Genomic DNA, 24,522 nt, shown 5'->3' with positions numbered 1-24,522 from the left:
TCAGGGGCCCGGTGCGCTTGCGTCTGGTTCCTTCACAGCTACCACACGAGCATCGTTCGTGTCCGTCGGGTCGACCGGAAAACGCCGTGGTCGCGACCCGGCGACGGACGGGAGGCGCGGTGCGGGCCGCACCGCGCCTCCCGTCCCGCGTGCGGTGCGCCTGGTGTGTCAGCTGCCGACGGCGTCGGCGGGGGCGTTCTGCTGGTGGTGCAGCATCGCGTAGGTGCCGTCCCGCTCGAGGAGCTCCTCGTGCGTACCCTGCTCGACGATCCGCCCGTGGTCGAGCACGAAGATGACGTCGGCGTCGCGGATCGTCGAGAGCCGGTGCGCGATCGAGATCGTCGTCCGGCCCGCCGCGGCGTTGTCGAGGGCCGTCTGCACGACACGCTCGGAGATCGAGTCGAGGGCGCTCGTCGCCTCGTCGAGCACGAGCACCGGCGGGTCCTTGAGCAGCACCCGCGCGATCGCGATCCGCTGCTTCTCGCCGCCGGACAGCCGGTAGCCGCGCTCCCCGACGACCGTCTCGTAGCTGTCCGGGAACGAGGCGATCGTCTCGTGGATGTTCGCCGCGCGCGCGGCCTGCTCGATCTCGTCGTCGGTCGCGTCCGGCTTGGCGTAGCGCAGGTTGTCGCCGATGGTGGCGTGGAAGAGGTAGGTCTCCTGGCTGACGATGCCGACGTGGCGCATGAGGTCCTCGTGCGCCAGCTCGCGGACGTCCTGTCCGGCGAACCGGACCGAGCCCGCGGTCGCCTCGTACAGCCGGGGCACGAGGTACGACACGGTCGTCTTCCCCGCACCCGACGGCCCCACGAACGCGGCGAACTGACCGGGCTGGAGCTCGAACGACACCCCGCGGAGGGTCGGCTTGTCCGCCTCGCCGTCCGGGTAGGTGAACGTCACGTCGTCGAAGGCGACGTGCCCCACCCGGGACTCGTCGACGGGCTTCGCCGTGGGCGGGTCCGTGATGGCGGGCTGGAGGTCGAGGTACTCGAAGATGCGGGCGAACAGCGCGCCGGAGGTCTGCAGGTCGAGGACGACCCGGAGCAGGCCGACGGTCGGGAACAGCAGCCGGGACTGCACGGTGGTGAAGGCCACGATCGTGCCGGCCGTGATCGGCACGTCGCCGATGATGAGGTACGCGGCGACGACGTAGATGATCGCCGGGATGATCGACAGGAAGATCGACACGATCGCGAAGAACCACTGACCGGACATCTGCTGACGGACCTGCAGGCGGATCTGGTTGCGGTTCTCGTTGCCGTACCGCTGCGTCTCCGCACGCTGCTGGTTGAAGCTCTTCGCGAGCAGGATGCCGGAGACGCTCAGTGCCTCCTGCGTGATCGCGGTCATGTCCGACAGCGACTCCTGTGTCTGCGCGGCGATCTTGGCGCGGACCTGGCCGACCCGTCGCTGCGCGATCACGAGGAGGGGCAGCAGGACGACCGCGACGAGGGTCATCTGCCAGCTGAGGAGCAGCATCGCGACGACGGCGGCGATCACCGTCACCGTGTTGCCGAGGATCGACGAGATCGTGTTGTTGAGCACGCTCGCGACGCCACCGACGTCGTTCTGCAGGCGGGACTGGATGACACCGGTCTTCGTGCGGGTGAAGAACGCGAGCTCCATGCGCTGGAGGTGTCCGAACAGCCGCATGCGCATCGCGCCCATGACCTTGTTGCCGACCGTCGCGGTGAGGTAGGTCTGCCAGACGCCGATCCCCGCGCTCGCGATCCAGAGCACCACCATGGCGCCGACGAGGACGTACAGCACGGGCAGGTCGGGCCCGCCGCCGCCCTTCGGGAAGAGCCCCTCGTCGAACGCCCGCTGGGTGAGGAGCGGTGGGACGACGGAGATCGCGGCGCCGATCAGCACCAGTACGACGGTCAGGATGATCGCGTTCCGGTGCGGCACGAACAGCCCGGCGATGCGCTTGAGGAGGTTCGGGATCTTGGGCGCCTCGGCGTTGGCGGCCTTCTGCGCTTCGAAGTCGCCACTGGAGATCCGACCGCCACCGCGACCGCCACCACCGCCGCCGCCGCCGCCGCGCATCCCGCCGTGCATGCTCACGACGCGTCACCCCGATCCATGCTGCAAACCTAGCCCCGGGGTGGGACATCGGGCCGCCGTGGCTCATTTGACCCCGTTCAGGGGGCATGCGACCATTTCCCGTCCCCTTCCCCGCACCACTCGAGGTCCCATTGACGTCCGCGCCCACCCGCCCCACGTCCCTCCGCGCACAGCTCGCCCGACGGAAGCCGATCGAGCAGCTGCAGGCCGAGGCCTCGGCGGGGGTGGACGGCGAGCCGCTCCGGCGGTCGCTCGGGGTCTGGCACCTCACGATGATCAGTGTCGGCGCCACGCTCGGCACCGGCATCCTCGTCGTCCTCGGGACCGCCGTGCCGCTCGCCGGTCCCGCGGTCTGGATCTCCTTCGTCGTCGCCGGTGTCGCCGCCCTCCTCTCGGCGCTGTCGTACGCCGAGATGGCGGGTGCCGTGCCGACGTCCGGGTCGAGCTACTCGTACACCTACGCCACCATGGGCGAGGGCATCGCCTGGGTGTGCGGCTGGTGCCTCGTGCTCGAGTACGCCGTCTCCGTGGCCGCCGTGGCGGTCGGCGCGAGCGAGTACGTCGACGAGACCCTGCGGGTGTTCGGGCTGCACCTGCCGACCGCACTGTCGGCGCCTCCGGGCGAGGGCGGCATGGTCAACCTGCCGGCCGCCGTCCTGGTGCTGCTCGCCACGGCGGTCCTCCTCCCGGGTGCGCGCGAGAGCGCCTGGGTGAACACGGTCATGGTCATCGTGAAGATCGCCCTGCTCGTGTTCTTCGTCATCGTGGCGTTCTCGGCGTTCCAGGCGCAGAACTTCGAGCCGCTCGCACCGATGGGTGCCGCCGGGGTCACCGCGGCCGCGTCCCGGCTGTTCTTCTCGTACATCGGGTTCGACGCCGCGTCGACCGCCGGAGAAGAGGCGAAGAACCCGCGGCGGGACCTCCCCCGCGCGATCATCGGGTCGATCGCGCTCATCACGGCGCTGTACATCCTCGTCGCGATCGCGGCCATCGGCGCCCGCTCGTGGACGTCGTTCTCGTCGACCGAGGCCTCGCTCGTGCGCATCGTCGTCGACGTCACCGGACAGCCGTGGGTCGCCCTGGTGTTCTCGATCGGCGCCGTCATCGCGATCGCGAGCGTCGTGCTCACCGTGCTCTACGGGCAGACCCGCATCCTGCTCACGATGGCCCGCGACGGACTCGTGCCGAAGGTGTTCGGCCGGGTCTCGCACCGCACCGGCACCCCGGTCTGGAACACCCTCATCATCGGGGTCGTCGTGACGATCGTCGCCGCACTGGTACCGCTCGGGGAGCTCGCGGACGCGACGAGCATCGGCACGCTCGTGGCGTTCGCCCTCGTGAACGTGTCGGTCATCGTGCTCCGTCGGACCCAGCCGTCGCTCGAGCGGTCGTACCGCGTGCCGCTGTTCCCCGTCGTGCCGATCATCGGCGCGCTCTGCTGCGTGCTGCTCGCGGTGTTCCTCGGCATCGGCACCTGGATCGCCTTCGGCATCTGGATGGTCGCCGGCGCCGCGCTCTACCTGGCCTACGGCCGCCGCCACAGCACGCTGCGCTGACGCGCGCGCGGCGCCGCCCGCCGCCCGGGCCGGCCGACCACCCGCCCGCCCGCTGCGCCGCTCGTCCGCGAAAGCGACAGGTTCCCGCCGGGCTTCGGCGCGAACGTGTCGCTCTCGCCGCACAGACGTCGAGCCTCGGCGGCAGCGTGTCGCTTCGGCGGGTGATCACAGGCGTCGCGGTCATCGACACGGAACGCCGTGCGTGCGGAACAGCGCCCGCAAGCGCTCAGGGTCGATCAGGTGTGACCAGTCCGCGCGGACGACGCCGTGCACCTCGCGTCGGGACCGGATGCGATCTTCGCGGCGCTTCTCGGCCCAGAGGACATCGTGCGGGTCCCGACCGCCGAGCATGCGCGGGTCCTCGTACTTCTGGCGCCCGTCGAACTCGATCACGATGCCCTGCCGCGGAAGCCAGAAGTCGACCCGATCCACCGTTCCGTCTGCGTGGACGAACTCGTGCTGCGGTTCGAGGTCGGGACATCCGAGCTCTGCGGCGCGGGCCGCGAAGTAGGACTCCCCGACCGACTCGTGGCGCACGTCGGCGATCGCGAAGGCGTGCTCGAGCCGCGAGGAGCCCCACGGTCCGGCCTCCGACGCGAGGCGTTGCAGCTCGACGAGCTGCTCCCCCCGACGGAGCGCGTGGTCGATGGCCACGACGGCGGCGGAGAGTGAGCCGCGACGGGCGATCTCGATCGTGGTCGCTGCGAGCGAGGCGTACGGGACACCCCAGAACAGACGTCCGGACCGCAGCGTGGTGCCGGCGTGCAGCGTCAGGTCGACGCGGTGCACGTCGTGGTCGAGCGACGGCACCATCGCTCGGACGCGAGTGGTCCACGGGTCGATCCTCGGCAGACCGTGCACGGCGGCCGCTGACTCGAAGGCGAACACGGCGCCCGGGCGGAGCAACGGGATGGCCGAGCGCATGCGGACGAGGTGCCGTGACCGACCGTCGAGCGCATCCCATGCAGCCCGTTCGACGTACACGCCGTGGCGGACCCGCACCAGCTCGTCCGCGGCGCGCCGGCGTTGGAGGTGTCGACCGGCCGCTCGGTCGAGCCGGGTCGTACGGAACAGTTCGATCGCGTTCGCAGGGTGCATGACGGCACCTTGTCGTCTTGGACGCGCGTGGAGGCGGTCCTGCGCCGATCTGTGGACAGGTGCCGTGCCTCCTGGCCTGCCCCGCTCATGTGACCAAAGCGACACTTCACAGCTGAGTCGCGACGACGGTGCCGCCGAAGCGACACATTGGCGCGTGCATCCGAAGGCAGAGTGTCGCTTTCGCGGAAACGCCCCGCAGCGCCGGCCGCCGCAAGCCCCCCGCACGCGACGAAGGCCGCTGCCCCGAGGGGCAGCGGCCTTCGTGACCGAACGGTCGAGACTACGCGAGCTCGATCGTGGCGCCGGCGGCCTCGAGGGCCTCCTTCGCCTTGTCGGCCGTCTCCTTGTTGACACCCTCGAGGATCTTGGCGTCGGCGGTCTCGACGAGCGCCTTGGCCTCACCGAGGCCGAGCGACGTCAGGCCACGGACCTCCTTGATGACCTGGATCTTCTTGTCACCAGCGGACTTGAGGACGACGTCGAACTCCGACTTCTCCTCAGCGGCCTCGGCCGGGGCGCCGGCGGCAGCCGGAGCGGCAGCGGCGACCGGGGCGGCCGCGGTGACCTCGAAGACCTCTTCGAACTTCTTCACGAAGTCCGAGAGCTCGATGAGCGTGAGCTCCTTGAAGGCCTCGATGAGCTCGTCCTGCGAAAGCTTCGCCATGATTTTCTCCTACTACTAGCTAGATCGTGTGGTTGTGGAACGCGAGCCTGATCAGGCCGCGGACTCCTGCTTCTCGCGAAGGGCGTCCACGGTGCGGACGGCCTGCGAGAGGGGGGCCTGGAACAGGTACGCAGCACCGAACAGCGAGGCCTTGAAGGCGCCGGCGAGCTTGCCGAGCAGGACTTCACGGGACTCGAGGTCGGCGAGCTTGTCCACCTCGGTCGCGGAGAGCGGGTTACCGTCGAAGTAACCACCCTTCACCACGAGCTCGGGGTTCGCCTTGGCGAATGCACGCAGCGACTTCGCGACGGCGACGGTGTCACCGTGGACAAAGGCGAGAGCGGACGGACCGGCGAGCTCGTCGTCGAACGACGAGATGCCGGCGTTGTTCGCCGCGATCTTGGTCAGCGTGTTCTTCACCACGGCGTACGTGGCGTGCTCACGGATCGAGTTGCGGAGCTCCTTGAGCTGCGCGACCGTGAGACCGCGGTACTCGGTGAGCAGAACGGCGTTCGAGCTACGGAAGGACTCCGTGAGCTCGGCGACCGCAGCTTCCTTGTTCGCCATGGTTCTCCTTGGGGTTCTTGCCGGCAGCCCCAGGACCCCACCACATGAAAAAAGCTCCGGCGCAGAGGCTCGGAGCTGCTCCCCCGCGAACGGAAGGAGTGGTTCGGAACACCTGCGCGGGCTGCCTCATGAGTGAGGACCTTCGTTCGCACTGCGAGCAGCACGACAACCGGCGGTCTTTGGCTTCGAGAACTGTAGCACGGCACGACGGTCGCGACCAACCGTCGGACGGGAGGCGCGGTGCCGGCCCGCACCGCGCCTCCCGTCCGTCAGTCGGTGGCGGACGGGACCGGGGTCGCCGACCAGTCGTCGGACGCGGACGAGGAAGCGGAAGCGGAAGCGGACGAGGAAGCGGACGCGGGAGCGGGAGCGGAAGCGGAAGCGGACGGCGCAGCGCCGACCGCAGCCGCGGACGACGCCGCGGCCGACGCCGCGCCGGCCGCCGGCCGCTCCGACGGCAGGTGCACCGTGAACACGGTGTCCCCCGGCTCGCTCGTCACGTCCACGGACCCGCCGTGCGCCTGCACGACCGCGTCCACGATGGCGAGCCCGAGCCCCGTCGACCCCGCGGTGCGCGAGCGGGAGCTGTCGGCGCGGGCGAACCGCTCGAACAGCTTCGGCAGGAACTCCGGGTCGATGCCCTGCCCGGTGTCCCGCACGGTCAGGTCCACGCCGGTCCCCGAGGCCGACGGCGCGAGCCCCACGGTGATGCGGGTGCCGTCCGGGGTGTGGGTCCGGGCGTTGGTGACGAGGTTGACGATCACCTGGTGCAGGCGCGCGGCGTCGCCCACCACCGTCACCGGGGTCGACGGGACGTCCACCTCGATCGGGTGGTCCGGCGATGCCGCGTGCGCGTCGTTCACCGCGTCGAGCACGAGCCCGGTGAGGTCCACGTCGTCGAACTGGATCTCGCGGCCCTCGTCGAGTCGGGCGAGCAGCAGCAGGTCCTCGACCATGCTCGTCATGCGCTTCGACTCGGACTCGATCCGGCTCATCGCGTACACGACGTCCTTCGGCAGGTCCGCACCCATCCGGCGGGTGAGCTCGGCGTACCCACGGACCGATGCCAGGGGCGTCCGCAGTTCGTGCGACGCATCGGCGACGAACTGGCGGACCTTCTGCTCCGAGCGCTCGCGGGCCTGCATGGCGCCGGCGATGTGGCCGAGCATCCGGTTGAAGGCACTGCCGACGCGGCCGACCTCGGTGCGGGGGTCGGTGTCGGGCACCCGGACGTCCTGCAGGGCGTCGCTGCGCTCGAGTGGCATGCGGGCGACGGTCGAGGCGGTCTCGGCGACCCGTTCGAGCGGCCGCAGGGACCGGCGGACGACGACCGCGGCGACGACGGACGCGGCGACGAGCGCTGCCGCGACGACGATGATCACGACGAGCAGCAGCGACCGAACGCTCTCGTACACGGGTGACATCGGGAGTCCGACCACGAGGACGGCGTTGCCGAGCACCGGGTTGTCGACCTGCACGGCGGCCACGCGGTAGCGGCCGAGCGATCCGCCGAGGTCCATCGTGGCCGGGTCGACGCCGACCTTGACATTGCCGAGGCGGTCGAGCTGCGTCGTCGTGAGCTGCAACCGCGAGCTGTTGTCGGTCAGGACGATCCCGCCCGCGCCGCCACCGGAGAAGTAGTACGCGGTGAGGGTGCCGGCCGCCTGGCCGAGGGGTTGCAGGGCGTCGTCGTTCGGGCGCTGCCCGTTCGGGTTCTGCTGTCCCTCGCCGAACTTCGTGCTCGCACGGTCGGTCGCCTTCGAGAGCTGGCTGTCGATCGTGCCCGTCTGGATGGACGCGAGCGCGATGATGCTCCCGGCACCGATGACCGCGCTGACGGCGACGACGAGCGCGACGATGCTCAGGACGAGCCGACGACGGAGGGTCACTGCACCGACCTCAGGACGTGGGCTTGATGACGTACCCGACGCCGCGCACGGTGTGGATCATCGGGGTCTCGCCCGCGTCGATCTTCTTGCGCAGGTAGGAGATGTAGATCTCGACGACGGAGGACTTGCCCCCGAAGTCGTAGGACCACACGCGGTCGAGGATCTGCGCCTTCGACAGCACGCGGCGCGGGTTGCGCATCAGGAAGCGGAGGAGCTCGAACTCGGTCGCGGTCAGCTCGATCGGCCGACCGGCGCGGGACACCTCGTACGACTCCTCGTCGAGCACCAGGTCGCCCACGACGATGCGCGAGTCGCCGGCCTCGGAGATCGAGATCTGGGAGCGACGGATGAGCCCGCGGAGCCTCGCCACGACCTCTTCGAGGGAGAAGGGCTTCGTGACGTAGTCGTCGCCGCCCGCGGTGAGACCGGTGACGCGGTCCTCCACGGAGTCCTTGGCGGTGAGGAACAGCACGGGGGTGTCGTCGTTGTTCTGCCGCAGCCGGCTGAGCACCTGCAGACCGTCGAGGTCCGGCATCATCACGTCGAGCACCATCGCGTCCGGCTTCCACTCGCGCGCCGTGCTCAGCGCGTCCTGACCGCCGTTCGCGCTCTTGACGTCCCAGCCCTCGTAGCGGAGCGCCATGGACAGGAGGTCGGTGAGGCTGGCCTCGTCGTCGACGACGAGGATGCGCAACGGGGTTCCGTCGGCACGCGTGAGGCGCGGGGCTGCTGCAGGCTGGGAGATGGTCACGTCTTCGAGTATCGAGAGTTTCCTATGAGCGGTCTGTGGAGCGCCCCTCGGCGCTCTGTGGATTCCCGAGCAGGCACTCGGCGTCGGCTCCGTACCGTGAGCGCCATGCTCCGATCCTCGGCCTGGCCGGCCTCCGCCCGATCCGTCGACACCGCGCGCATCGAGGAGTCCGCCCGGATCGCAGGCGGTCCCGGGAGGCGCGGCGCGGCCCCGGCGGACCGGCTCGCGTTCGCGCGGTCGGTCGCCGCCACGGCCCCGCTGCTGTCCGCGGGGACGGCCGGTGGATCCTTCGCCGCTCTGGCTGCCGTCGCGGCCGCGGACGTCGCCCTCTCGCGCACGGTCGAGCCGCACCTCGACGCGCTCGGCATCCTCGCGCAGGCCGGGGTGGACGCTCCGGAGGGGTCGACGTGGGGCGTGTTCGCCGCCGAGGGCCCGGGGCTGCGGCTCACGGCGACGTCGGGCGGCTCGGGCGGCTCGTTCGCGCTCGACGGCACGAAGCCGTGGTGCTCCCTGGCGTCGAGCCTCTCGAACGCGCTCGTCACCGCCCACGTCGGGGACGACCGGCAGCTGTTCGCGGTGGACCTCCGGCAGGACGGTGTGACGGTGCACGACGAGGCCTGGGTCGCCCGTGGCATGCCGGACGTGCCGAGCGGCCCGGTCGACTTCGCCGGGGTGCACGCGACGCCCGTCGGCGCTCCCGGGTGGTACCTCACGCGTCCGGGGTTCGCCTGGGGCGGGATCGGTGTCGCGGCGTGCTGGTGGGGCGGCGCGGTCGGACTCGCCCGGGTCCTCCGCTCCCTGGTGGTGTCCCGGCCCGAGTCCGAGCTGCTGCAGGCCGCCCTCGGCGCGACGGTCGCCGACCTCGCCGACGCCGAGGACGCCCTCGCCGACGCCGCAGCCCGGATCGACGGCCCGGGCACCGACTCCGGCGACGCGTCCGCCCCGACCTCCGACGACTGGTCGCTGCTCGCCCAGGTCGTGCGCTCCCGGGTCCGCCGGGCCGTCGACGCCGTCCGTGAGCGGGTCGTGCGGACGATCGGCCCCGCTCCCCTGACCTCGGACCCGGCGGTCGCCGCGCGCGTCGCCGACCTCGAGCTCTACGTGCTGCAGGACCACGGCGCTCGGGACCTCGCCCGCACCGGCCGCATCGTCGTCGAGCGCGGCGGTGTCGCGTGGTGAGCTTCGACCACCGCGAGCCGGGCACCGACCCCGCCGACTGGACGCCCTTCCTGCGGTCGGTGCCCTCGCTGCCGGTGCGGCTCGACGGGGTCGCCGCGGTCGTGGTCGTCGCGCCGCACCCCGACGACGAGACCCTCGGCGCCGGCGGGCTGATCGCGTCCGCCGCGGACGCCGGTGTCCCCGTGCACGTGCTGCTCGTCACCTGCGGCGAGGGCTCGCACCCGGACTCGCCGAGCACCTCCCCCGACCGGCTCCGGGCGATCCGGGACGCCGAGTTCCGGGCGGCGCTGGCGGCACTCGCCCCCGCGGCGAGCGCGACGGTCCTGGACGTCCCGGACGGTGGGCTCCGTGAGCACCCGGACGTGCTCCGCGCGGCGCTCACCGAGCGGGTCGGGCCGGTCGACGGTCCCGTGCTCGTCGTCGCGCCGTGGCGTGGGGACGGGCACCGGGACCACCGCATCGCGGGCGAGGTCGCCGCGGACGTCGTCGCGGGCACTCCGGGAGCGGAGCTGCTCGAGTACCCGATCTGGGCGTGGCACTGGGACGACCCGTCCGACCCCGCGGCGCCCTGGGACCGGGCCCGGTCGCTGGCGCTGTCGTCGGCGGTCCTGGACCGGAAGCGCGCCGCACTCGACGCCTACCCCTCGCAGACGCGGCCGCTCTCGCCGGCCCCGGGCGACGAGGCGATCGTCGACGCCCGGCACGCCGCGCACCACCTGCGGCCGACCGAGTGGTTCTTCGCCGTGTCCGCGGTGCAGTCGTCCCGCTCCCGGGAGTCCTTCGACGCCCACTACGAGCGGAAGCCGGAGGGCTGGGACTTCGAGGGCTCCTGGTACGAACGGCGGAAGCGTGCCGTGACCCTGGCGGCGCTCCCCCGCGAGCGGTACCGGTCCGCGCTCGAGCTCGGCTGCGCGACGGGGGTGCTGACGGCCGCGTTGACCGAGCGCGCCGACGCCGTGCTCGGGACCGACATCGCCGCGGCACCACTGGAACGTGCCCGGCTGCGTGCGCCGGCCGCCCGGTTCGTCCAGGCCGAGCTGCCGTCGGAGTGGCCGGACGGTCGATGGGACCTCGTCGTGGTGTCCGAGGTCGGGTACTACCTGTCGCCGGCGGACCTCGACGCCACGATCGACCGGGCGCTCGGTTCCCTCGACGACGACGGTGTCCTCGTCGCCTGTCACTGGCGGCACCCCGACGACGACGCCGTGACCTCGGGTGACGCCGTGGACGCCCGGATCGCCGAGCGGTGGCCGCGGCCCGCGCTCGTCCGGCACGTCGAGGAGGACTTCGTCCTGAGCGTCTTCCCCGGTCCGTCGGTGGTCTCCGTCGCGACGACGGAAGGGCTGACCCCGTGACGCTCCCCGCACGCGTCGACGTCGTCGTGCCGGCGCACGACGAGGAGGACGGCATCGGCGGCTGCGTCGAAGCCCTCGCCGACGCGGTCCGGGTCCTGCGGCGAGCGCACCCCACCGTCGAGGTGTCGGTCGTGGTCGTCCTGGACGGGTGCACGGACCGGACGGCGTTCGTCCTCCGGTCGGCGGCGGCCGCGGATCCGCTCTGGACCGAGGTCCCCCTCGAGGTCGTCGAGACCGCGCACCTCGGCGTCGGACGAGCACGGGCCGTCGGGACCACCCGTGCCCTCGCGACGGGACCGGAGCCGTCCGAGCGGTGGACGGCCCACACGGACGCCGACTCCCGCGTCGACCCGGGCTGGCTCGTGCAGCAGGTCGAGGCCCACGCCGACGGCGCGCACGTCCTGGTGGGGGCCGTGGTCCCGGACCCGGACGACCTCGACCCCGTGGTCCTCGCCCGGTGGACGCACGCGCACCCGCCGGGGTCGACGCTCGGCCACGTGCACGGTGCGAACCTCGGGCTGCGGGGGGACGTGTGCCTGGCGATCGGCGGCTTCGACCCGGTGCCCGAGCACGAGGACGTCCGGCTCGTCGAGCGTGCACGAGCCCTCGGGTTCGACGTGCGTGCGACGACGGACCTCCCCGTGGTGACGAGCGGCCGGTTCGACGGTCGGACACCGGGCGGCTACGCCGAGCACCTCCGCCGGACGTACGGCGACGCCAGCTGAGGCTTCATCGGAAGTTCTTGGGATCCCGCAGCGCCGCTCATCGACTGCCTCCCTACGGTCTCCTCGACCCCAACACCGAGGAGAACCATGTTCCTGACCTACCTCAGGCGCGAACTCACGAACCGCAAGAAGCAGACCGTCATCATCGCGATCGGCATGGCGCTCGCCATCGCCCTCGTGGTCATCGTGTCCTCGATCGCGGGCGGCGTGAAGGCCGCGCAGGCGAGCGTGCTGCAGTCCGTCTACGGCGTCGGTACTGACATCACCGTGACGAAGACCGAGACCCCGACGGGCTCCGCCACCGGACGTCCGAGCTTCGACTTCGGCAGCCAGGGCAGCTCCGGCAGCGGCAGTGGTTCGACCGACCTGTCGCAGTCCCGGCTCGCCGTCTCCCGCGGGTCCAGCACGCTCAGCGCGTCGGACGTGCAGACCGTCACGAGCACGAGCGGAGTGAAGGCCGCGACCGGTGTCCTGACCCTCGAGAACAGCACGTTCTCGGGCCAGGTGCAGCAGCAGTCGGACAGCAGCAGCAGCTCGAGCGACAGCAGCGGCACCGGGACCCAGCAGGGTCCGCCGAGCGGCGGCGAGGGCGGCGGCGGCTTCGGCGGCGGGTCGTTCAGCGTCGACTCGTTCACCGTCACGGGCATCCCGGTGTCCGGTGACACCGTCGGGCCGCTGACGAGCACCGAGCTCACGAAGGGTCGCGCGTTCACGTCGGCGGACGCGGGCAAGGACGTCGTCGTGCTCGACGCCGCCTACGCGAAGAGCGAGTCGAAGGCCGTCGGCGACACCGTCTCGATCGGCGGGAAGGACTTCTCGGTCATCGGCATCGTGTCGTCCACCGGTTCGTCGTCGACCACCGGTTCGAACACGTACATCCCGCTGGACACCGCGCAGGCACTGGCGGACCTGGACGGCAAGGTCACCTCGATCTACGTCTCGGCGTCGTCCTCGTCGGACGTCGGCACGATCAAGTCCGCGCTGCAGAAGCAGCTCACCAGCGCCACCGTCTCGACCGAGGCCGACCTCGCGTCGAGCGTCTCCGGCTCGCTGAGCACCGCCTCGAGCCTCGTGTCGAACCTCGGCACCTGGCTGTCGATCGTCGTCCTCGCGGCGGCGTTCCTCATCGCCATCCTGTTCACGATCTCCGGCGTCACCCGACGCACGCGGGAGTTCGGCACCCTCAAGGCGATCGGCTGGTCGAACGGCCGCATCACGCGCCAGGTCGCCGGCGAGTCCCTCGTCCAGGGCATCATCGGCGGCGTGATCGGTGCGGCCGCTGGACTCATCGGCATCCTCGTCGTGAACGTCATCTCCCCGACGATCTCGGCGAGCGCCTCGTCCACGACGAACCGCGGCGGCATGGGCGGCGGCGGGATGCCCGGCGGCGCGGCGACGGCGGCGGCCGGCAGCGGCACGACCGGTGGTGCCCCCGCCGGTGGGTTCGGCGGCGGCGGTGCGAGCACGGCCTCGACGACCGACGTCGTCCTGCACGCCCCCGTCACCGTCGAGGTGATCCTGCTCGCCATCGGCCTCGCCGTGCTCGGCGGCCTCATCGCCGGCGCACTCGGCGGCTGGCGGGCGAGCCGGCTCCGTCCGGCCGAGGCCCTGCGGAGCGTGGCCTGATGCCCGGGCCGACCACCGGCGCGACCCCCGTCGTCGCCGGCCGCGACAGCACCGCATCGACACCGGAACCGACAGGAGCCCCCGTGACCAGCATCGACACCGCGCCCTCCGCTGCGGAGGCGAGCCGCGCCTCCAGGCCGATCTACGCCCTGAAGAACGTGAGCAAGACGTACAAGCAGAAGAACCGGACCGTCACCGCGCTGACGAACGTCGACCTGACCATCCCGCAGGGGCAGCTCGTCGCGATCCAGGGGCCGACCGGCGGCGGCAAGTCGACCCTGCTGCAGATGCTCGGCGCGCTCGACCGTCCGAGTGCCGGCAGCGTGCTCCTCGGTGACCAGGACGTGGCGAAGCTCGGGGACGGGGCGCTGACGAACCTGCGGGCGACCGAGATCGGGTTCGTCTTCCAGAGCTTCAACCTCATCCCGACGTTGACGGCGCTGGAGAACGTCGAGACCGCGTTCGCCGGATCCCTCGCGAACCGGTCGCGGTCGGAGATCCGCGACCGGGCGACCGCGGCGCTCCGGGAGGTCGGCCTCGGCGAACGGCTCGACCACCTGCCCGCGGAGCTGTCCGGCGGGCAGCAGCAGCGCGTGGCCATCGCGCGGGCGCTGGTCAAGAACCCGAGCGTGCTGCTGGCGGACGAGCCGACCGGTGCGCTCGACGAGGCGACCCGTGACGAGATCATGGGCCTCATCGAGAAGCAGTGGAAGGAGCGCGGGCTCACCGTGGTCATCGTCACGCACGACTCGTGGGTGGCGAAGCGGGCCGAGCGCCGCCTGCACATCAAGCAGGGCCAGGTGCGCGAGGTGTAGGCGGGCCGGCCGCCGGGGCCGCCGGGGCCGCCGGGGCCGCTGCTCCGCCGGTGTTTCGCGCTGAGCGACAGTTCACGGGCCACCGAGCGCGTGAACTGTCGCTCAGCGCGTGAACTCGCGGCGCCCGGCGCCCGGCGGTGCGCGCCGGCGCCGGGCGCTACGCCGCCGGGTAGTCGCAGTACGCGAACCAGCGCGAGTCCGGCGACCACGGCGGCACGTTCACGGTCCCCTGCCCGCCCTCGAGCGTGACGAGGGTCTCCGGCTGGACGGCGATCCGGGCGCCGCGCACGAGCGAGCCGGGCAGGAGCCGGAGCTCCACGCGGTGGTCGGCGGGGTGGCCCTGCACGCCGGGCTCGTACGACAGGTAGAGCAGGTGGGCACCGTCCGGCGAGACGTGCGGGAACCAGTTCACCCGGTCGTCGTTCGTGATCCGGACCGGGTCGGTCGCCCCGGGCCAGAGGGCGACGAGCTGCGCGGTGCCCGGCGTGAACCGCTCCGAGTTCCACACGAGCATGTCGCCCGCGAACGAGACGCCGTCGTCGGGGTGCTCGTCGCGGGTCAGGAACGTCGGGTCCCCGGTGGCCGGGTCGACGAGGGCGACGTCGGTGGTCCAGACGCCCTCCTCGGTGCGCTCCCCGACGATCGCCGCGAGGGTCTCGCCGTCGGGCGCGATGCCGTGCAGGTAGAACTTCCGGACGACCGGCAGCGCGGTGGTGACGTCGGTGAGGGTCGCCGCCGCTCCCCCGGCCGGCACCGGCACCCGGTACAGGTCCCCGTCGCGGGCGCTCACCACGACGGAGTTGCCCGAGGGGTCGAGCACGTGGTCGTTGTTGATCTCGGGGACGCCGGGCATCGGGACGCGCACGAGGGCGGTCTCGTCGAGCACGGCGTCGCCGTCGGCAGGGGGCCGCAGCAGCCAGAGGTCGCCGTTCCCGTTCAGCACGAGGGTGCCGTCGGCCAGCACGTTCGGCGCCTCGACGAGCACCGAGCTCGACTCGAACACGAGCCGGCTCGTCCGGCTCTCGACGTCGTACATGTGCACCCGGCTGGTCTGTCCCGGCAGCAGTTGCCGCCCGCGTGGCTCGCTCATGGTCCCATCCTGTCCGGATTCCGTCCGCCGAGTCTCGCCCCGGCGGACACCTTCGTGGCCTCACGGACGCGAAAGCGTCCGCCCGGCCGAGTCTCGCTGCCGGCGCACGCACCCGCACACCAGCGCACGCACGGACGGGAGGCGCGGTGCGGGTCGGACCCGCACCGCGCCTCCCGTCAGGCGGTCCCGCCTACTTCACCGCACCGGCCGTCAGGCCGGCCACGAACTGCCGCTGCACGATGAGGAACGCGATCACGACCGGGATCGAGACGACGAGGGACGCCGCCATGATCTGGTTCCAGTACACGTTCGTCTGTGTGGAGTACTGCTGCAGACCGACGGCCAGCGTCTGCCCGTCGCCGTTCGTCATGACCGAGGCGAAGAGCACCTCGCCCCACGCCGTCATGAACGAGTAGATGCCGACCGCGACCAGACCCGGACGCGCCGAGGGCAGGATGACCCGGAACAGGGCACCCATCGGGCCGGAGCCGTCGACCATCGCGGCCTCGTCGAGTTCACGCGGGATGGTCTCGAAGTAGCCCGCGAGCATCCAGATCGAGAACGGGAGCGTGAACGTCAGGTAGGTGATGATCAGGCCGGTCCAGCTGCCGACCAGCTGGATGCCGAGCGCGTTCCCGAGGTTCGTGAAGATGAGGAACAGCGGGAGCAGGAACAGCACGCCGGGGAACATCTGGGTGGAGAGCACCGCGGTGGTGAAGGTGCTCTTGCCCTTGAAGTTCCAGCGCGAGACACCGTAGGCGGCGAAGGTCGCGATGATCAGCGAGAACACCGTCGCGACCGTGCAGACCACGAGCGAGTTGATGAAGTACTTGCCGAGCGGGACCGTCGACCACATGTCGATGAACGGCTGGATGGTGATGTTCGTCGGGATCCACGTGAAGTCGTTCTGCACGTCACCGAGCGGCTTGATGGCCGTGGTGATCATCACGTAGAGCGGGACGACCGTGAACAGGGTCAGGACGACCAGGGTCACGACCTTGAAGGACTTGGCGCCGAATGTCTCACGCACGGACGGACCTCCGGTTGGTCACGGCGAGGTAGATGCCGGTGACGATGAGCAGGAAGATGAGGAGCAGGACGCTCATCGCGGCACCGGAGCCGAAGTTCCAGGTGATGAAGGACGCGTTGTAGATGTGGAAGCTCAGCAGGTCCGCCGCCGGGGGCTGGGCGGTCGAGCCGAACAGCACGAACGGCGTGTTGAAGTCGTTGAACGTCCAGAGGAACATCACGAGCACGAGCGTCACGTTGACCGGGCGCACCATCGGCAGCGTGATCGAGCGCCACTGGCGGAAGGGCTTCGCGCCGTCGACCGAGGCCGCCTCGTACACGTCGTTCGGCACGGACTGCAGGCCGGCCATGAGCATGAGGAACGCGAACGGCCAGGTCTTCCAGATCGCCACGACGACGACCGAGACGAAGGCGTTCGAGCCGATCAGCCAGAACGGCCCGGTGCCGTTGAACAGGTGCAGCTGGTCCACGAGGATGTGGTTGATCGCACCGGAGTCACGCTGGAACATGAACTTCCAGGTGATGATGCCGGCGTACATCGGCAGCGCGTACGGCACGAGGAAGAGCGTGCGGAACAGACCGCGGCCCTTGAACGGCTTCTGCAGCGCGACCGCGGCGGCCATGCCGAAGGTCCACGAGAGCCCGACCACGAGGACCGTGAAGCCGCACGTGATGAGGAACGAGTTCAGGACGCCCTTGCCGATCGCCTGGTCGAAGTCGATGACGACCGAGTAGTTGCGCAGCCCCGCGAACGGTGCGGCACCCCAGTTGGCGATGAAGTACTTGGTGAGCTGGATGAACGAGATCCAGATGCCGGTGAGCATCGGCACGATGTGGATCAGCAGCTCGAAGAGGATGGCGGGCGCGACGAGCGCGTAGGGCAGCCAGTGTCCCTTGCGCTTCCGACCGGGCGGACGGCCCGACGTGGTCGGGCCCTTCGTGTGGGTCAGGTCGATGCGCTCGGAGTCGGGCAGGACCGAGGTGGACATGAGCGGGGGCCTTTCGGCAGGAGGGGGATCGGGTGCTTCGCGCGGACCGTGGCAGCGGTCGGGAGGCGCGGCATGCGTGAGCCGATCGGCTCACCCCCGGCGTGTGGCCGGGTGCGGAACCGCAGGTCGCGGGCTCGACGTGGGCGGGGCCGTGGACCTGAGGGGTCTGGAAACGACCGTCCCGGAGCGGGAGGGGCCGTAGACCTGAGGGGTGGAGGCCCGGACGCGTCCTTGCGGACGCGACCCGGGCCTCCTGGGCGGATCAACCAGCGGCCTGGGACACCTGGTCCTGGGCGGTCTGGAGCGCCGACTTGATGTCGCTGTCCGAGACGGTGGAACCGGTCGCGATCTTGGCGAACATGTCGTTCATCGCCTTGCCGACCGTGGACTCGAACTGGTCCTCGGCGGGCACCAGCGGGAGCGGCTTCGCCTTGTTGTTGTAGATGTCGAGGAACGTCTTCGTCTGCTCGTCGGTGACCGAGTCAGCAGCCGCGGCGAGCACCGGCAGCGCCGAGTACGGCTTGTCGAGCGTCGTCTGCGTGTCCGCGCTCGTCATGTACTTGACGAACTTGAGCGCGCCGTCCTTGTTCTTCGTGTTCTTGAAGATCGACAGGTTGATGCCGGCCGGGAAGGACGCGATGTCCTGACCGTCAGCGGTGGTCGGGAACGGCACGACGCCGAACTCGTCCGTCTTCATGCCCTGCGACGTGATGGTCGCGTTCGCGTTGTTCTGCGTGAGCATCATCGCGGCCTTGCCGTTCGCGAAGTCCGAGACGGCCTGGGTGCCGTTGTCGTACTGCGCGTTCGACGGGTTGACGACCTTGTCGGACTGCATCAGGTCGAGGTAGCGCTTGATGCCGTCGACGTTCGCCTTCTGGGTGAAGGTCGGCTTGCCGTCCTTGTCGAACCACTCGCCGCCGTTCTGGGCGGAGGTGATGAACGCGAAGTGCGAGTTCTCGGTGTACGAGCCACCGGCGATGGTGAAACCGTACTTGTCACCCGAGGTGAGCTTCTTCGCGTCGGCGGTGAGGTCCTCCCACGTGGTCGGCGCTTCGATGCCGGCGTCCGAGAACATCTTCTTGTTGTAGTACAGGCCGTAGGCGAGGCCGTAGAGCGGGACGCTCGTGACGGTCTTGCCGGGCGCGCCACCGGTCGAGAGCGCGACCTTGCCGAACTTGTCGGACCCGCCGATCGCCTTCATCTCCGAGTCACCGAACTCCTGGAAGGCGCCGGTGGCCTGGAGCGAGGTCGCCCAGGTGTTGCCGATGTTGACGACGTCCGGGCCCTGGCCCGAGGTGACGGCGGTCTGGATCTTGTTCTGCAGGTCGTTCCAGCCGATGACCTGGAGGTCGACCTTGATCCCGGTCTCCTTGGTGAACTTCTTGAGGACGGGGGTCAGCACCTCCTTGTCGTTCTGGAGCGACGTGCCCTGGTTGGACGCCCAGTAGGTGAGCGTCTTGGAGTCGCCGGACGAACCGGAGCCTCCGGAGGAGCAGGCTGCGAGGCCGGTCACGGTGAGTGCCGCGGCCGCGGTGATGGCCAGTGCGCGGATGGCAGTGCGCATGACTCTCTACTTTCTCGTCGTTGAGATGGTGCAGGGGGTGGTACTGGTCGTGCTGTCGGGTGCTGCTGTGTGTGCGGTGCCGCTCCGGCCGGTCAGGCCAGGGTCGACGCCGCGGGGTCCCAGCCCTCGGGGAGGGTCGGGGAGGGTGCGACGGTGCTCTCCACGAGCACCGCCTCACCACGTTCGGCTGCCTCGGCGATGGAGACCATCACGTCGAGGACGTGGAAGGCGAGGGCACCGGGGACCCGGTTCTCCTCTCCTGCACGGAGCGAGCGGGCCAGGTCGACCACGCCGGTGCCGCGCGAGTAGGTGGACCCCACGGCGGGGATCGTCTCGGGTTCCTCGGAACCGAGTGCGTACAGCTCGGTGTCGCCGTCGAAGTTGTTCGGGTCGGGGAACACGACCGTGCCGGTCTCGCCCGCGATCTCGACGAAGCCGGTGCGGCCGCGGTCGGACTCGAACGAGAAGACGCTCTGCGCGCTGCCGCCGTTCTCGAACTCGATGAGGGCCGAGTGGTTCGTCGGGACCTCGACCGGGAACTCGGTGCCCGCCTTCGGGCCGGAGCCGATGGTGCGGGTCGCGCGGGACTTCGACGCGGTCGCGGTGACCTTCTTCACGGGGCCGAACGCCTGCACGAGGGTCGTGATGTAGTACGGGCCGATGTCGAACAGCGGGCCCGCGCCGTACGCGAAGAGGAACTCGGGGCTCGGGTGCCACGACTCCGGGCCGGGGCTCTGGAAGAGCGTCAGGCCGTTGAGCGGGGTGCCGATGCGACCGTCGCGGATGGTGCGCAGCGCGGTCTGGAGCCCGGCGCCGAGGAACGTGTCCGGAGCGACGCTGACGGTCTTGCCGGCGGCACGGGCGGCGTCGCGCAGCTCGGCGGCGCTCGCACGGTCGAGGGCGTAGGGCTTCTCGCCCCAGACGTGCTTGCCGGCGGCGAGGGCCTGCAGGGCGACCTCGACGTGGGCGGCCGGGATGGTCAGGTTGACGACGATCTCGATGTCGTCGTTCGCGAGGAGCTCCTCGACCGTGCCGGATCCGGCGACGCCCCACTTCTCCGCCTGTGCCGCTGCGCGGGGCAGGTCGATGTCGGCGATGAAGTGGACCGTCACGTCGGGGAAGACCGTGAGGTTCGAGAGGTACTGGTCCGAGATGACCCCGGCGCCGATGACGCCGACGCCGACCGGGCCGGTGCGGGTGGTCTCGGTGGCGTCGACCTGCGTGTCGGTCGCGGTGGTGGTGTCGGTCATGCGCGGGCCCCCTCGAGGAACGTGTAGGAGTCGGTGACGGCCTGGAAGACGTCGCCCTCGTGGCCGTCGAGCTCGACGACGTGCAGCGCGTCCGGCGCCGCGGCGATGATCTCGCGGATCGGCATGACACCGTTGCCCACGGCGACCTGCTTCTTGTCGTCGTGCGAACCGTCGCCGTCCTTGACGTGCAGGAACTGGACCTTGTCGCCGTACTTGCCGATGATCGCCACCGGGTCGTCGCCGCCGACCTTCACCCAGTAGGTGTCGAGTTCGAGCACGACGTCGTCGGAGAGCGCGTCGGCGAAGACCTCGTAGGCGGAGACGCCGTCGATGCGGTTCGAGAACTCGAACGCGTGGTTGTGGTAGCCGAGAGTGAGACCGTGGTCCGCGGCACGGGGAGCGAGGGCGCTCAGCTCGCGGGCGATGGCCTCGACGTCCTCGCGGGTGGTCCAGCGGGCCTCGTCGATGTGCGGGTCGATCAGGGTCGTGAGGCCGACGGTGACGCTCGCGTGGAAGATCTGCTCGAGGTCCTGCTCGCCGGCGTCGAGGAGGCGGGCGTGGCCGCTCGGGCTCTGCAGTCCGGCCGCGGCGAGGGCATCGCGCAGCGCCTCGGCGCGGTCGACGAAGCCGAATGCCTCGACGTTCGTGTAGCCGATGTCGGCGATGCGCTGCAGCGTGCCGGGCAGATCGGCAGCGAGGGCGTCGCGGACTGTGTAGAGCTGGACCGAGAGCAGTTGGGTCACCAGGGGTTCTCCTCGTCGAGATGGTGTGGTCGACGTCGACCGAGCGTCACACTATGACCACTTTTGTCGGCGGTCAAGCAGAAGTTCGTGGTTCTTCGACGAACTTCGTTGCGTGGCGCGTTCGATGTGTGCTTCACTCCCCCACATGGTCGACTTGAACCGGACGGCAGCGTCGCCTCCGGTCGGGACGAGCGAGCTCTTCCAGATCCTCCGCGACGGCGTGCCGCGGACCCGGGCCGAGCTCGCCAGCCTGACGGGACTCGCGCGCTCCACGATCGGCGTGCGCCTCGATGCCCTCATCGAGGTCGGGCTCGTCGGACCCGTGGACACCGCGGCGTCCACGGGCGGACGCCCGCCTGCGCAGGTGGCGCTGATGCCCCGCGCACGCCTGGTCATCGCCGCCGACCTCGGGGCCTCCCACGGCCGCGTCGCCGTCACCGACCTCGTCGCCGAGCCGCTCGCCACCCGCGAAGCACGCATCGACATCGCTGCCGGCCCGGTCCCCACCCTGTCGTGGCTCGTCGAGACGATCGACGCGCTCCTCGACGAGGTCGGCCGCGCCCGGGACGACGTCATCGCGATCGGCATCGGCGTCCCGGGGCCGGTCGAGTTCTCCACCGGACGCCCCGCGAACCCGCCGATCATGCCGGGCTGGGACGGCTTCGACGTGCCCGGATGGCTGCGCGCGCACATCGCCGCCCACGTCCTGCTCGACAACGACGTGAACATCGCGGCACTCGGGGAGCGCGAGCACGGCTGGCCGGGCGTCGACCACCTGCTCTTCGTCAAGGTCGCCACCGGCATCGGCTCCGGGATCGTCTCGGACGGCGAGCTCCAGCGCGGCGCGCAGGGCACCGCGGGTGACATCGGTCACGTCCGGGTCTCGAGCGCCGGTGACGTGCCGTGCCACTGCGGGAACACCGGGTGCCTCGAGGCCGTCGCCTCCGGTCCGGCGATCGCCCGACGACTCCGCACGAAGGGGCACGACGTGCACTCCAGCGCGGACGTCCTCGAACTCGTCAACCGGTCGGACCTCGACGCCATCCAGGCGGTGCGCCAGGCCGGACGTGACATCGGCGAGGTCCTCGCCACGTGCGTCTCGCTCATGAACCCGTCGGTCATCGCGCTCGGCGGATCGATCACCCAGGCCGGGGAGCACCTCCTCGCCGGGGTCCGCGAGGTCGTCTACTCCCGCTCCATGCCCCTCGCCACGGAACACCTGGTGATCGCGCAGTCGCGGGCGGGGTCGCTCGCGGCGCTCCAGGGGGCGGCGGCGCTCGCCATCGGGTACGCGCTCTCACCCGCGGGGGTCGACGAGCTGGTGACGTTCGCCGAGGGGCGCCAGCTGGTCTCCTGACCGGTGCGTCGCGTCCGTGGGTCCGCCGGTGCGTCGGTTTCGTCTCGTCGGTGCGTGGGGAGAGAATCGACGGGTGACGATCGTGCAGCCCACCCTGTGGGGCGACCTGGACCCCGGCCTGGAGGCGCAACCCGCCCCCGGCACGCCGGTGTCGGTCGCATCCGTGGCTGGCTCCACGGCATCGGGCCCCGTCGTCCACGACGCGTTCACCGCGCTCCGCGGGCACACCGAGCGCATCGTCGCGCACTCCTCCGACCGCGTCGCGTGGCTCCGCGCCCGCGCCATGGGCATCACCGCCACCGACGTCGCCCGGCTCGCCTCGCTGCGCGCCGTCGACGCGGTCGTCACCGACAAGCGGTACGGCTCGCGGTTCTCCGGCAACTCGTACACGGAGCACGGCAAGGAACGCGAACCGGTCATCGCCGCCTGGGTCGCCGCGACGCACGGCATCCAGCCGTCCGCACACCTGTTCCACGCCGCCACCAACCGCGCCCACCTCGCGACCCCGGACGGCGTCGGTGTCGACGGTTCGTCGCGGGTCGTCCTCGCCGAGATCAAGACCACCGGCAAGGGCTGGCGGAGCATCCCCCGGCACTACCTCCGCCAGATCTGGTGGCAGCAGTACGTGCTCGGTGCCGACCGCACCCTGTTCGTCTGGGAACGCCACGACGGCTTCGTGCCGGTCGCCGACGAGCCCGAGTGCCGGTGGGTCGACCGCGACGACGACCAGATCCGCGGGCTGATCCAGCTCGCCGACCTCGTGCTCGACCGGCTGCGCGACTTCCGGAGCTAGACCTTCACGATCCGCAGGCGACTCATCCCGATGACGAGCACGCCGAGCAGGACGATCGACACCGCCACCCCGAGGCAGTACAGCGCCACGACGCCGTAGCCCAGGTCGGGGTTCAGGAACGGGTACGGCACCCATCCGTCCGTCGCGCCGCGGACGAGCACCACGATCGTCCAGACGGCCGGGTAGATCAGGAACCACCACACGTGCCGGAGCAGGAGCTTCGATCGGTCGGAGAACAGCAGCCAGTCCAGCACCGCGTACGCCGGGAGGACCTTGTGCAGGATGTCGTTCGACCACTGCACGTTCGCCGACACGTCGACCCCGGTGAGCAGGGTGTTGTAGACGATCCCGGTCGTCGCGATGTACACCGTCGCCGCGCCGCGGAACAGACTCACGCGCAGGTCCCCGCGCTTCCGGCGGGCCGCCGCGACGAGGGTCACGGCGAATGCCAACGCGATGATGATGTTCGACTGGATCGTGAAGTAGCCGAAGAAGTTCCACGGGTTGTAGCTCGGGAGCTTCGAGCTGACCAGCCACTGCCCGACGATGGCGGCCACGACGGCGATGACCGCGAGCAGCCGGAGCGAGTTCACGAGGGTGCGCACCAGGCCACGCTACCGGCACACCGCGCCGGGTACGCGAAAGGACCCGCACCGGGAGCGGTGCGGGTCCTTCCGAGACTGATCAGTGGATCAGATGCTGTTGACGTCGAGCGGGATGCCCGGGCCGAAGGTCGTCGAGACGGCGCCCTTCATGATGTAGCGGCCCTTCGAGGCGCTCGGCTTGAGGCGGTTGATCTCCTCGAGCGCGGTCGAGATGTTCTCGTCGAGCTGCTCCGGCGTGAACGAGGCCTTGCCGACGACGAAGTGCACGTTGGCGTGCTTGTCGACGCGGAACTCGATCTTGCCGCCCTTGATGTCGTTGACGGCCTGCGCCACGTTCGGGGTCACGGTGCCGGTCTTCGGGTTCGGCATGAGGCCACGCGGGCCGAGCACCTTACCGAGACGACCGACCTTGCCCATGAGCTCCGGCGTCGCGACGGCGGAGTCGAAGGCGGTGTAGCCCTCGGCGACCTTCGCGATGAGCTCGTCGCCACCGACCTCGTCGGCGCCGGCGGCGATGGCGGCCTCAGCCGCTGCGCCGACCGCGAAGACGATGACGCGGGCGGTCTTGCCCGTGCCGTGCGGCAGGATGACCGTGCCACGGACCATCTGGTCCGCCTTGCGCGGGTCGACACCGAGCTTGAGGGCGACCTCGACGGTGGAGTCGGTCTTGGTGGAACCGGTCTCCTTCGCGAGGGCGACTGCCTCGGTGGGGGTGTAGAACTTGTCGGCCTCGATCTTCGCGGCCGCGGCCTGGTAGGCCTTGGACTTCTTCGCCATGGTGTTCTCCTTGGGAGCTACGTGGTTGACGAG

22 protein-coding genes are annotated in these 24,522 nt (G+C 70.6%); 8 read left to right on the top strand and 14 right to left on the bottom strand.

All coding sequences use genetic code 11. The annotated features are described in order from the left end of the window. Nucleotides 1-168 precede the first annotated feature (168 nt). Nucleotides 169-2,061 carry an ABC transporter ATP-binding protein gene (locus tag BJK06_RS13960; protein ID WP_070419494.1) on the bottom strand — a complete coding sequence of 631 codons (1,893 nt, stop codon included), beginning with the start codon at nt 2,059-2,061 and terminating at the stop codon, nt 169-171. 92 nt (nt 2,062-2,153) lie between these two features. Between BJK06_RS13960 and BJK06_RS13955 the strand changes: the two genes are divergently transcribed. Beyond that, nucleotides 2,154-3,623, top strand: a complete 1,470-nt coding sequence (locus BJK06_RS13955) for an amino acid permease (protein ID WP_374115153.1) — start codon at nt 2,154-2,156, stop codon at nt 3,621-3,623. Between the two features lie 180 nt (nt 3,624-3,803). Here the strand turns inward: BJK06_RS13955 and BJK06_RS13950 are convergent, their stop codons facing one another. From BJK06_RS13950 to BJK06_RS13930, 5 genes are all read right to left on the bottom strand, one after another. Then, nucleotides 3,804-4,721, bottom strand: a complete 918-nt coding sequence (locus BJK06_RS13950; protein ID WP_070418389.1) for a hypothetical protein — start codon at nt 4,719-4,721, stop codon at nt 3,804-3,806. A 280-nt stretch (nt 4,722-5,001) separates the two neighbouring features. Further along, entirely contained in the window at nt 5,002-5,385 is a 384-nt protein-coding gene (gene rplL, locus BJK06_RS13945) for a 50S ribosomal protein L7/L12 (RefSeq protein ID WP_022907351.1), read from the bottom strand. A 51-nt stretch (nt 5,386-5,436) separates the two neighbouring features. After that, nucleotides 5,437-5,952, bottom strand: a complete 516-nt coding sequence (rplJ, locus tag BJK06_RS13940) for a 50S ribosomal protein L10 (protein WP_070418388.1) — start codon at nt 5,950-5,952, stop codon at nt 5,437-5,439. A 269-nt stretch (nt 5,953-6,221) separates the two neighbouring features. Continuing rightward, the gene (locus tag BJK06_RS13935; protein ID WP_070418387.1) at nt 6,222-7,841 is read right to left on the bottom strand and encodes a cell wall metabolism sensor histidine kinase WalK; all 1,620 of its coding nucleotides are present in this window, start codon (nt 7,839-7,841) and stop codon (nt 6,222-6,224) included. 10 nt (nt 7,842-7,851) lie between these two features. Then, complete coding sequence (locus BJK06_RS13930) at nt 7,852-8,592, bottom strand: response regulator transcription factor (RefSeq protein WP_031274250.1); 741 nt, start codon at nt 8,590-8,592, stop codon at nt 7,852-7,854. A gap of 105 nt (nt 8,593-8,697) precedes the next feature. On the opposite strand from BJK06_RS13930, the gene BJK06_RS13925 reads away from it, so the two are divergent. The 5 genes from BJK06_RS13925 to BJK06_RS13905 all read left to right on the top strand — a co-directional run bounded on the left by BJK06_RS13925 (nt 8,698) and on the right by BJK06_RS13905 (nt 14,292). Then, a complete protein-coding gene (locus tag BJK06_RS13925; RefSeq protein WP_070418386.1) occupies nt 8,698-9,771 on the top strand; it encodes a hypothetical protein in 1,074 nt (357 codons plus the stop codon). After that, nucleotides 9,768-11,126 (top strand): PIG-L family deacetylase, encoded by a 1,359-nt coding sequence (locus BJK06_RS13920; RefSeq protein ID WP_258027644.1) that lies wholly within the window; start codon nt 9,768-9,770, stop codon nt 11,124-11,126. Before BJK06_RS13925 ends, BJK06_RS13920 begins: the two co-directional genes overlap by 4 nt. Continuing rightward, the gene (locus BJK06_RS13915) at nt 11,123-11,851 is read left to right on the top strand and encodes a glycosyltransferase family 2 protein (protein ID WP_070418384.1); all 729 of its coding nucleotides are present in this window, start codon (nt 11,123-11,125) and stop codon (nt 11,849-11,851) included. The genes BJK06_RS13920 and BJK06_RS13915 overlap by 4 nt, the downstream gene beginning before the upstream one ends. A gap of 87 nt (nt 11,852-11,938) precedes the next feature. Beyond that, complete coding sequence (locus tag BJK06_RS13910) at nt 11,939-13,477, top strand: ABC transporter permease (RefSeq protein ID WP_070418383.1); 1,539 nt, start codon at nt 11,939-11,941, stop codon at nt 13,475-13,477. A 140-nt stretch (nt 13,478-13,617) separates the two neighbouring features. Continuing rightward, nucleotides 13,618-14,292, top strand: coding sequence for an ABC transporter ATP-binding protein (locus BJK06_RS13905; protein ID WP_070419492.1), 675 nt, complete (start codon nt 13,618-13,620; stop codon nt 14,290-14,292). 157 nt (nt 14,293-14,449) lie between these two features. Here the strand turns inward: BJK06_RS13905 and BJK06_RS13900 are convergent, their stop codons facing one another. The 6 genes from BJK06_RS13900 to BJK06_RS13875 form a co-directional block, all read right to left on the bottom strand. Further along, nucleotides 14,450-15,382, bottom strand: a complete 933-nt coding sequence (locus BJK06_RS13900) for a hypothetical protein (protein ID WP_070418382.1) — start codon at nt 15,380-15,382, stop codon at nt 14,450-14,452. A 190-nt stretch (nt 15,383-15,572) separates the two neighbouring features. After that, nucleotides 15,573-16,412 (bottom strand): carbohydrate ABC transporter permease, encoded by an 840-nt coding sequence (locus BJK06_RS13895; protein ID WP_070418381.1) that lies wholly within the window; start codon nt 16,410-16,412, stop codon nt 15,573-15,575. Next, nucleotides 16,405-17,400: a carbohydrate ABC transporter permease gene (locus BJK06_RS13890; protein ID WP_092386365.1), complete on the bottom strand. Its 996-nt coding sequence runs from the start codon at nt 17,398-17,400 to the stop codon at nt 16,405-16,407. Before BJK06_RS13890 ends, BJK06_RS13895 begins: the two co-directional genes overlap by 8 nt. Nucleotides 17,401-17,662: 262 nt before the next feature. Further along, nucleotides 17,663-18,964 (bottom strand): ABC transporter substrate-binding protein, encoded by a 1,302-nt coding sequence (locus tag BJK06_RS13885; RefSeq protein WP_070418380.1) that lies wholly within the window; start codon nt 18,962-18,964, stop codon nt 17,663-17,665. Between the two features lie 92 nt (nt 18,965-19,056). Beyond that, on the bottom strand, nt 19,057-20,214 hold the full coding sequence (locus BJK06_RS13880) for a Gfo/Idh/MocA family protein (protein WP_070418379.1): 1,158 nt from the start codon (nt 20,212-20,214) through the stop codon (nt 19,057-19,059). Next, complete coding sequence (locus tag BJK06_RS13875; protein ID WP_070418378.1) at nt 20,211-20,957, bottom strand: sugar phosphate isomerase/epimerase; 747 nt, start codon at nt 20,955-20,957, stop codon at nt 20,211-20,213. Before BJK06_RS13875 ends, BJK06_RS13880 begins: the two co-directional genes overlap by 4 nt. Before the next feature lie 145 nt (nt 20,958-21,102). Here BJK06_RS13875 and BJK06_RS13870 point away from each other — a divergent pair, with 145 nt between their 5' ends. Together BJK06_RS13870 and BJK06_RS13865 are read left to right on the top strand one after the other, a co-directional pair. Then, nucleotides 21,103-22,314, top strand: a complete 1,212-nt coding sequence (locus BJK06_RS13870) for an ROK family transcriptional regulator (protein ID WP_070418377.1) — start codon at nt 21,103-21,105, stop codon at nt 22,312-22,314. Nucleotides 22,315-22,387: 73 nt separating this feature from the next. Further along, a complete protein-coding gene (locus tag BJK06_RS13865) occupies nt 22,388-23,107 on the top strand; it encodes a YqaJ viral recombinase family protein (protein ID WP_070418376.1) in 720 nt (239 codons plus the stop codon). Here the strand turns inward: BJK06_RS13865 and BJK06_RS18675 are convergent. Next, nucleotides 23,104-23,712, bottom strand: a complete 609-nt coding sequence (locus tag BJK06_RS18675; RefSeq protein ID WP_156794870.1) for a Pr6Pr family membrane protein — start codon at nt 23,710-23,712, stop codon at nt 23,104-23,106. The genes BJK06_RS13865 and BJK06_RS18675 overlap by 4 nt on opposite strands. 87 nt (nt 23,713-23,799) lie before the next feature. After that, a complete protein-coding gene (rplA, locus tag BJK06_RS13855; protein WP_070418374.1) occupies nt 23,800-24,489 on the bottom strand; it encodes a 50S ribosomal protein L1 in 690 nt (229 codons plus the stop codon). Between the last annotated feature and the right edge of the window lie 33 nt (nt 24,490-24,522).

It is taken from the genome of Curtobacterium sp. BH-2-1-1 (assembly GCF_001806325.1).
In the GTDB taxonomy this organism is placed as follows: Bacteria; Actinomycetota; Actinomycetes; order Actinomycetales; family Microbacteriaceae; genus Curtobacterium.
Note: the sequence above shows the minus strand (reverse complement) of the source record. Positions and strands in the feature narration are given on the sequence as shown.

Excerpts from the sequence above, each read along its gene's own strand:
- BJK06_RS13960 (WP_070419494.1), bottom strand. The coding sequence starts at position 2,061 with ATGCACGGCGGGATGCGCGGCGGCGGCGGCGGCGGTGGTGGCGGTCGC.
- BJK06_RS13955 (WP_374115153.1), top strand. The coding sequence starts at position 2,154 with ATGCGACCATTTCCCGTCCCCTTCCCCGCACCACTCGAGGTCCCATTG.
- BJK06_RS13950 (WP_070418389.1), bottom strand. The coding sequence starts at position 4,721 with ATGCACCCTGCGAACGCGATCGAACTGTTCCGTACGACCCGGCTCGAC.
- rplL (WP_022907351.1), bottom strand. The coding sequence starts at position 5,385 with ATGGCGAAGCTTTCGCAGGACGAGCTCATCGAGGCCTTCAAGGAGCTC.
- rplJ (WP_070418388.1), bottom strand. The coding sequence starts at position 5,952 with ATGGCGAACAAGGAAGCTGCGGTCGCCGAGCTCACGGAGTCCTTCCGT.
- BJK06_RS13925 (WP_070418386.1), top strand. The coding sequence starts at position 8,698 with ATGCTCCGATCCTCGGCCTGGCCGGCCTCCGCCCGATCCGTCGACACC.
- BJK06_RS13910 (WP_070418383.1), top strand. The coding sequence starts at position 11,939 with ATGTTCCTGACCTACCTCAGGCGCGAACTCACGAACCGCAAGAAGCAG.
- BJK06_RS13900 (WP_070418382.1), bottom strand. The coding sequence starts at position 15,382 with ATGAGCGAGCCACGCGGGCGGCAACTGCTGCCGGGACAGACCAGCCGG.
- BJK06_RS13890 (WP_092386365.1), bottom strand. The coding sequence starts at position 17,400 with ATGTCCACCTCGGTCCTGCCCGACTCCGAGCGCATCGACCTGACCCAC.
- BJK06_RS13885 (WP_070418380.1), bottom strand. The coding sequence starts at position 18,964 with ATGCGCACTGCCATCCGCGCACTGGCCATCACCGCGGCCGCGGCACTC.
- BJK06_RS13880 (WP_070418379.1), bottom strand. The coding sequence starts at position 20,214 with ATGACCGACACCACCACCGCGACCGACACGCAGGTCGACGCCACCGAG.
- BJK06_RS13870 (WP_070418377.1), top strand. The coding sequence starts at position 21,103 with ATGGTCGACTTGAACCGGACGGCAGCGTCGCCTCCGGTCGGGACGAGC.
- rplA (WP_070418374.1), bottom strand. The coding sequence starts at position 24,489 with ATGGCGAAGAAGTCCAAGGCCTACCAGGCCGCGGCCGCGAAGATCGAG.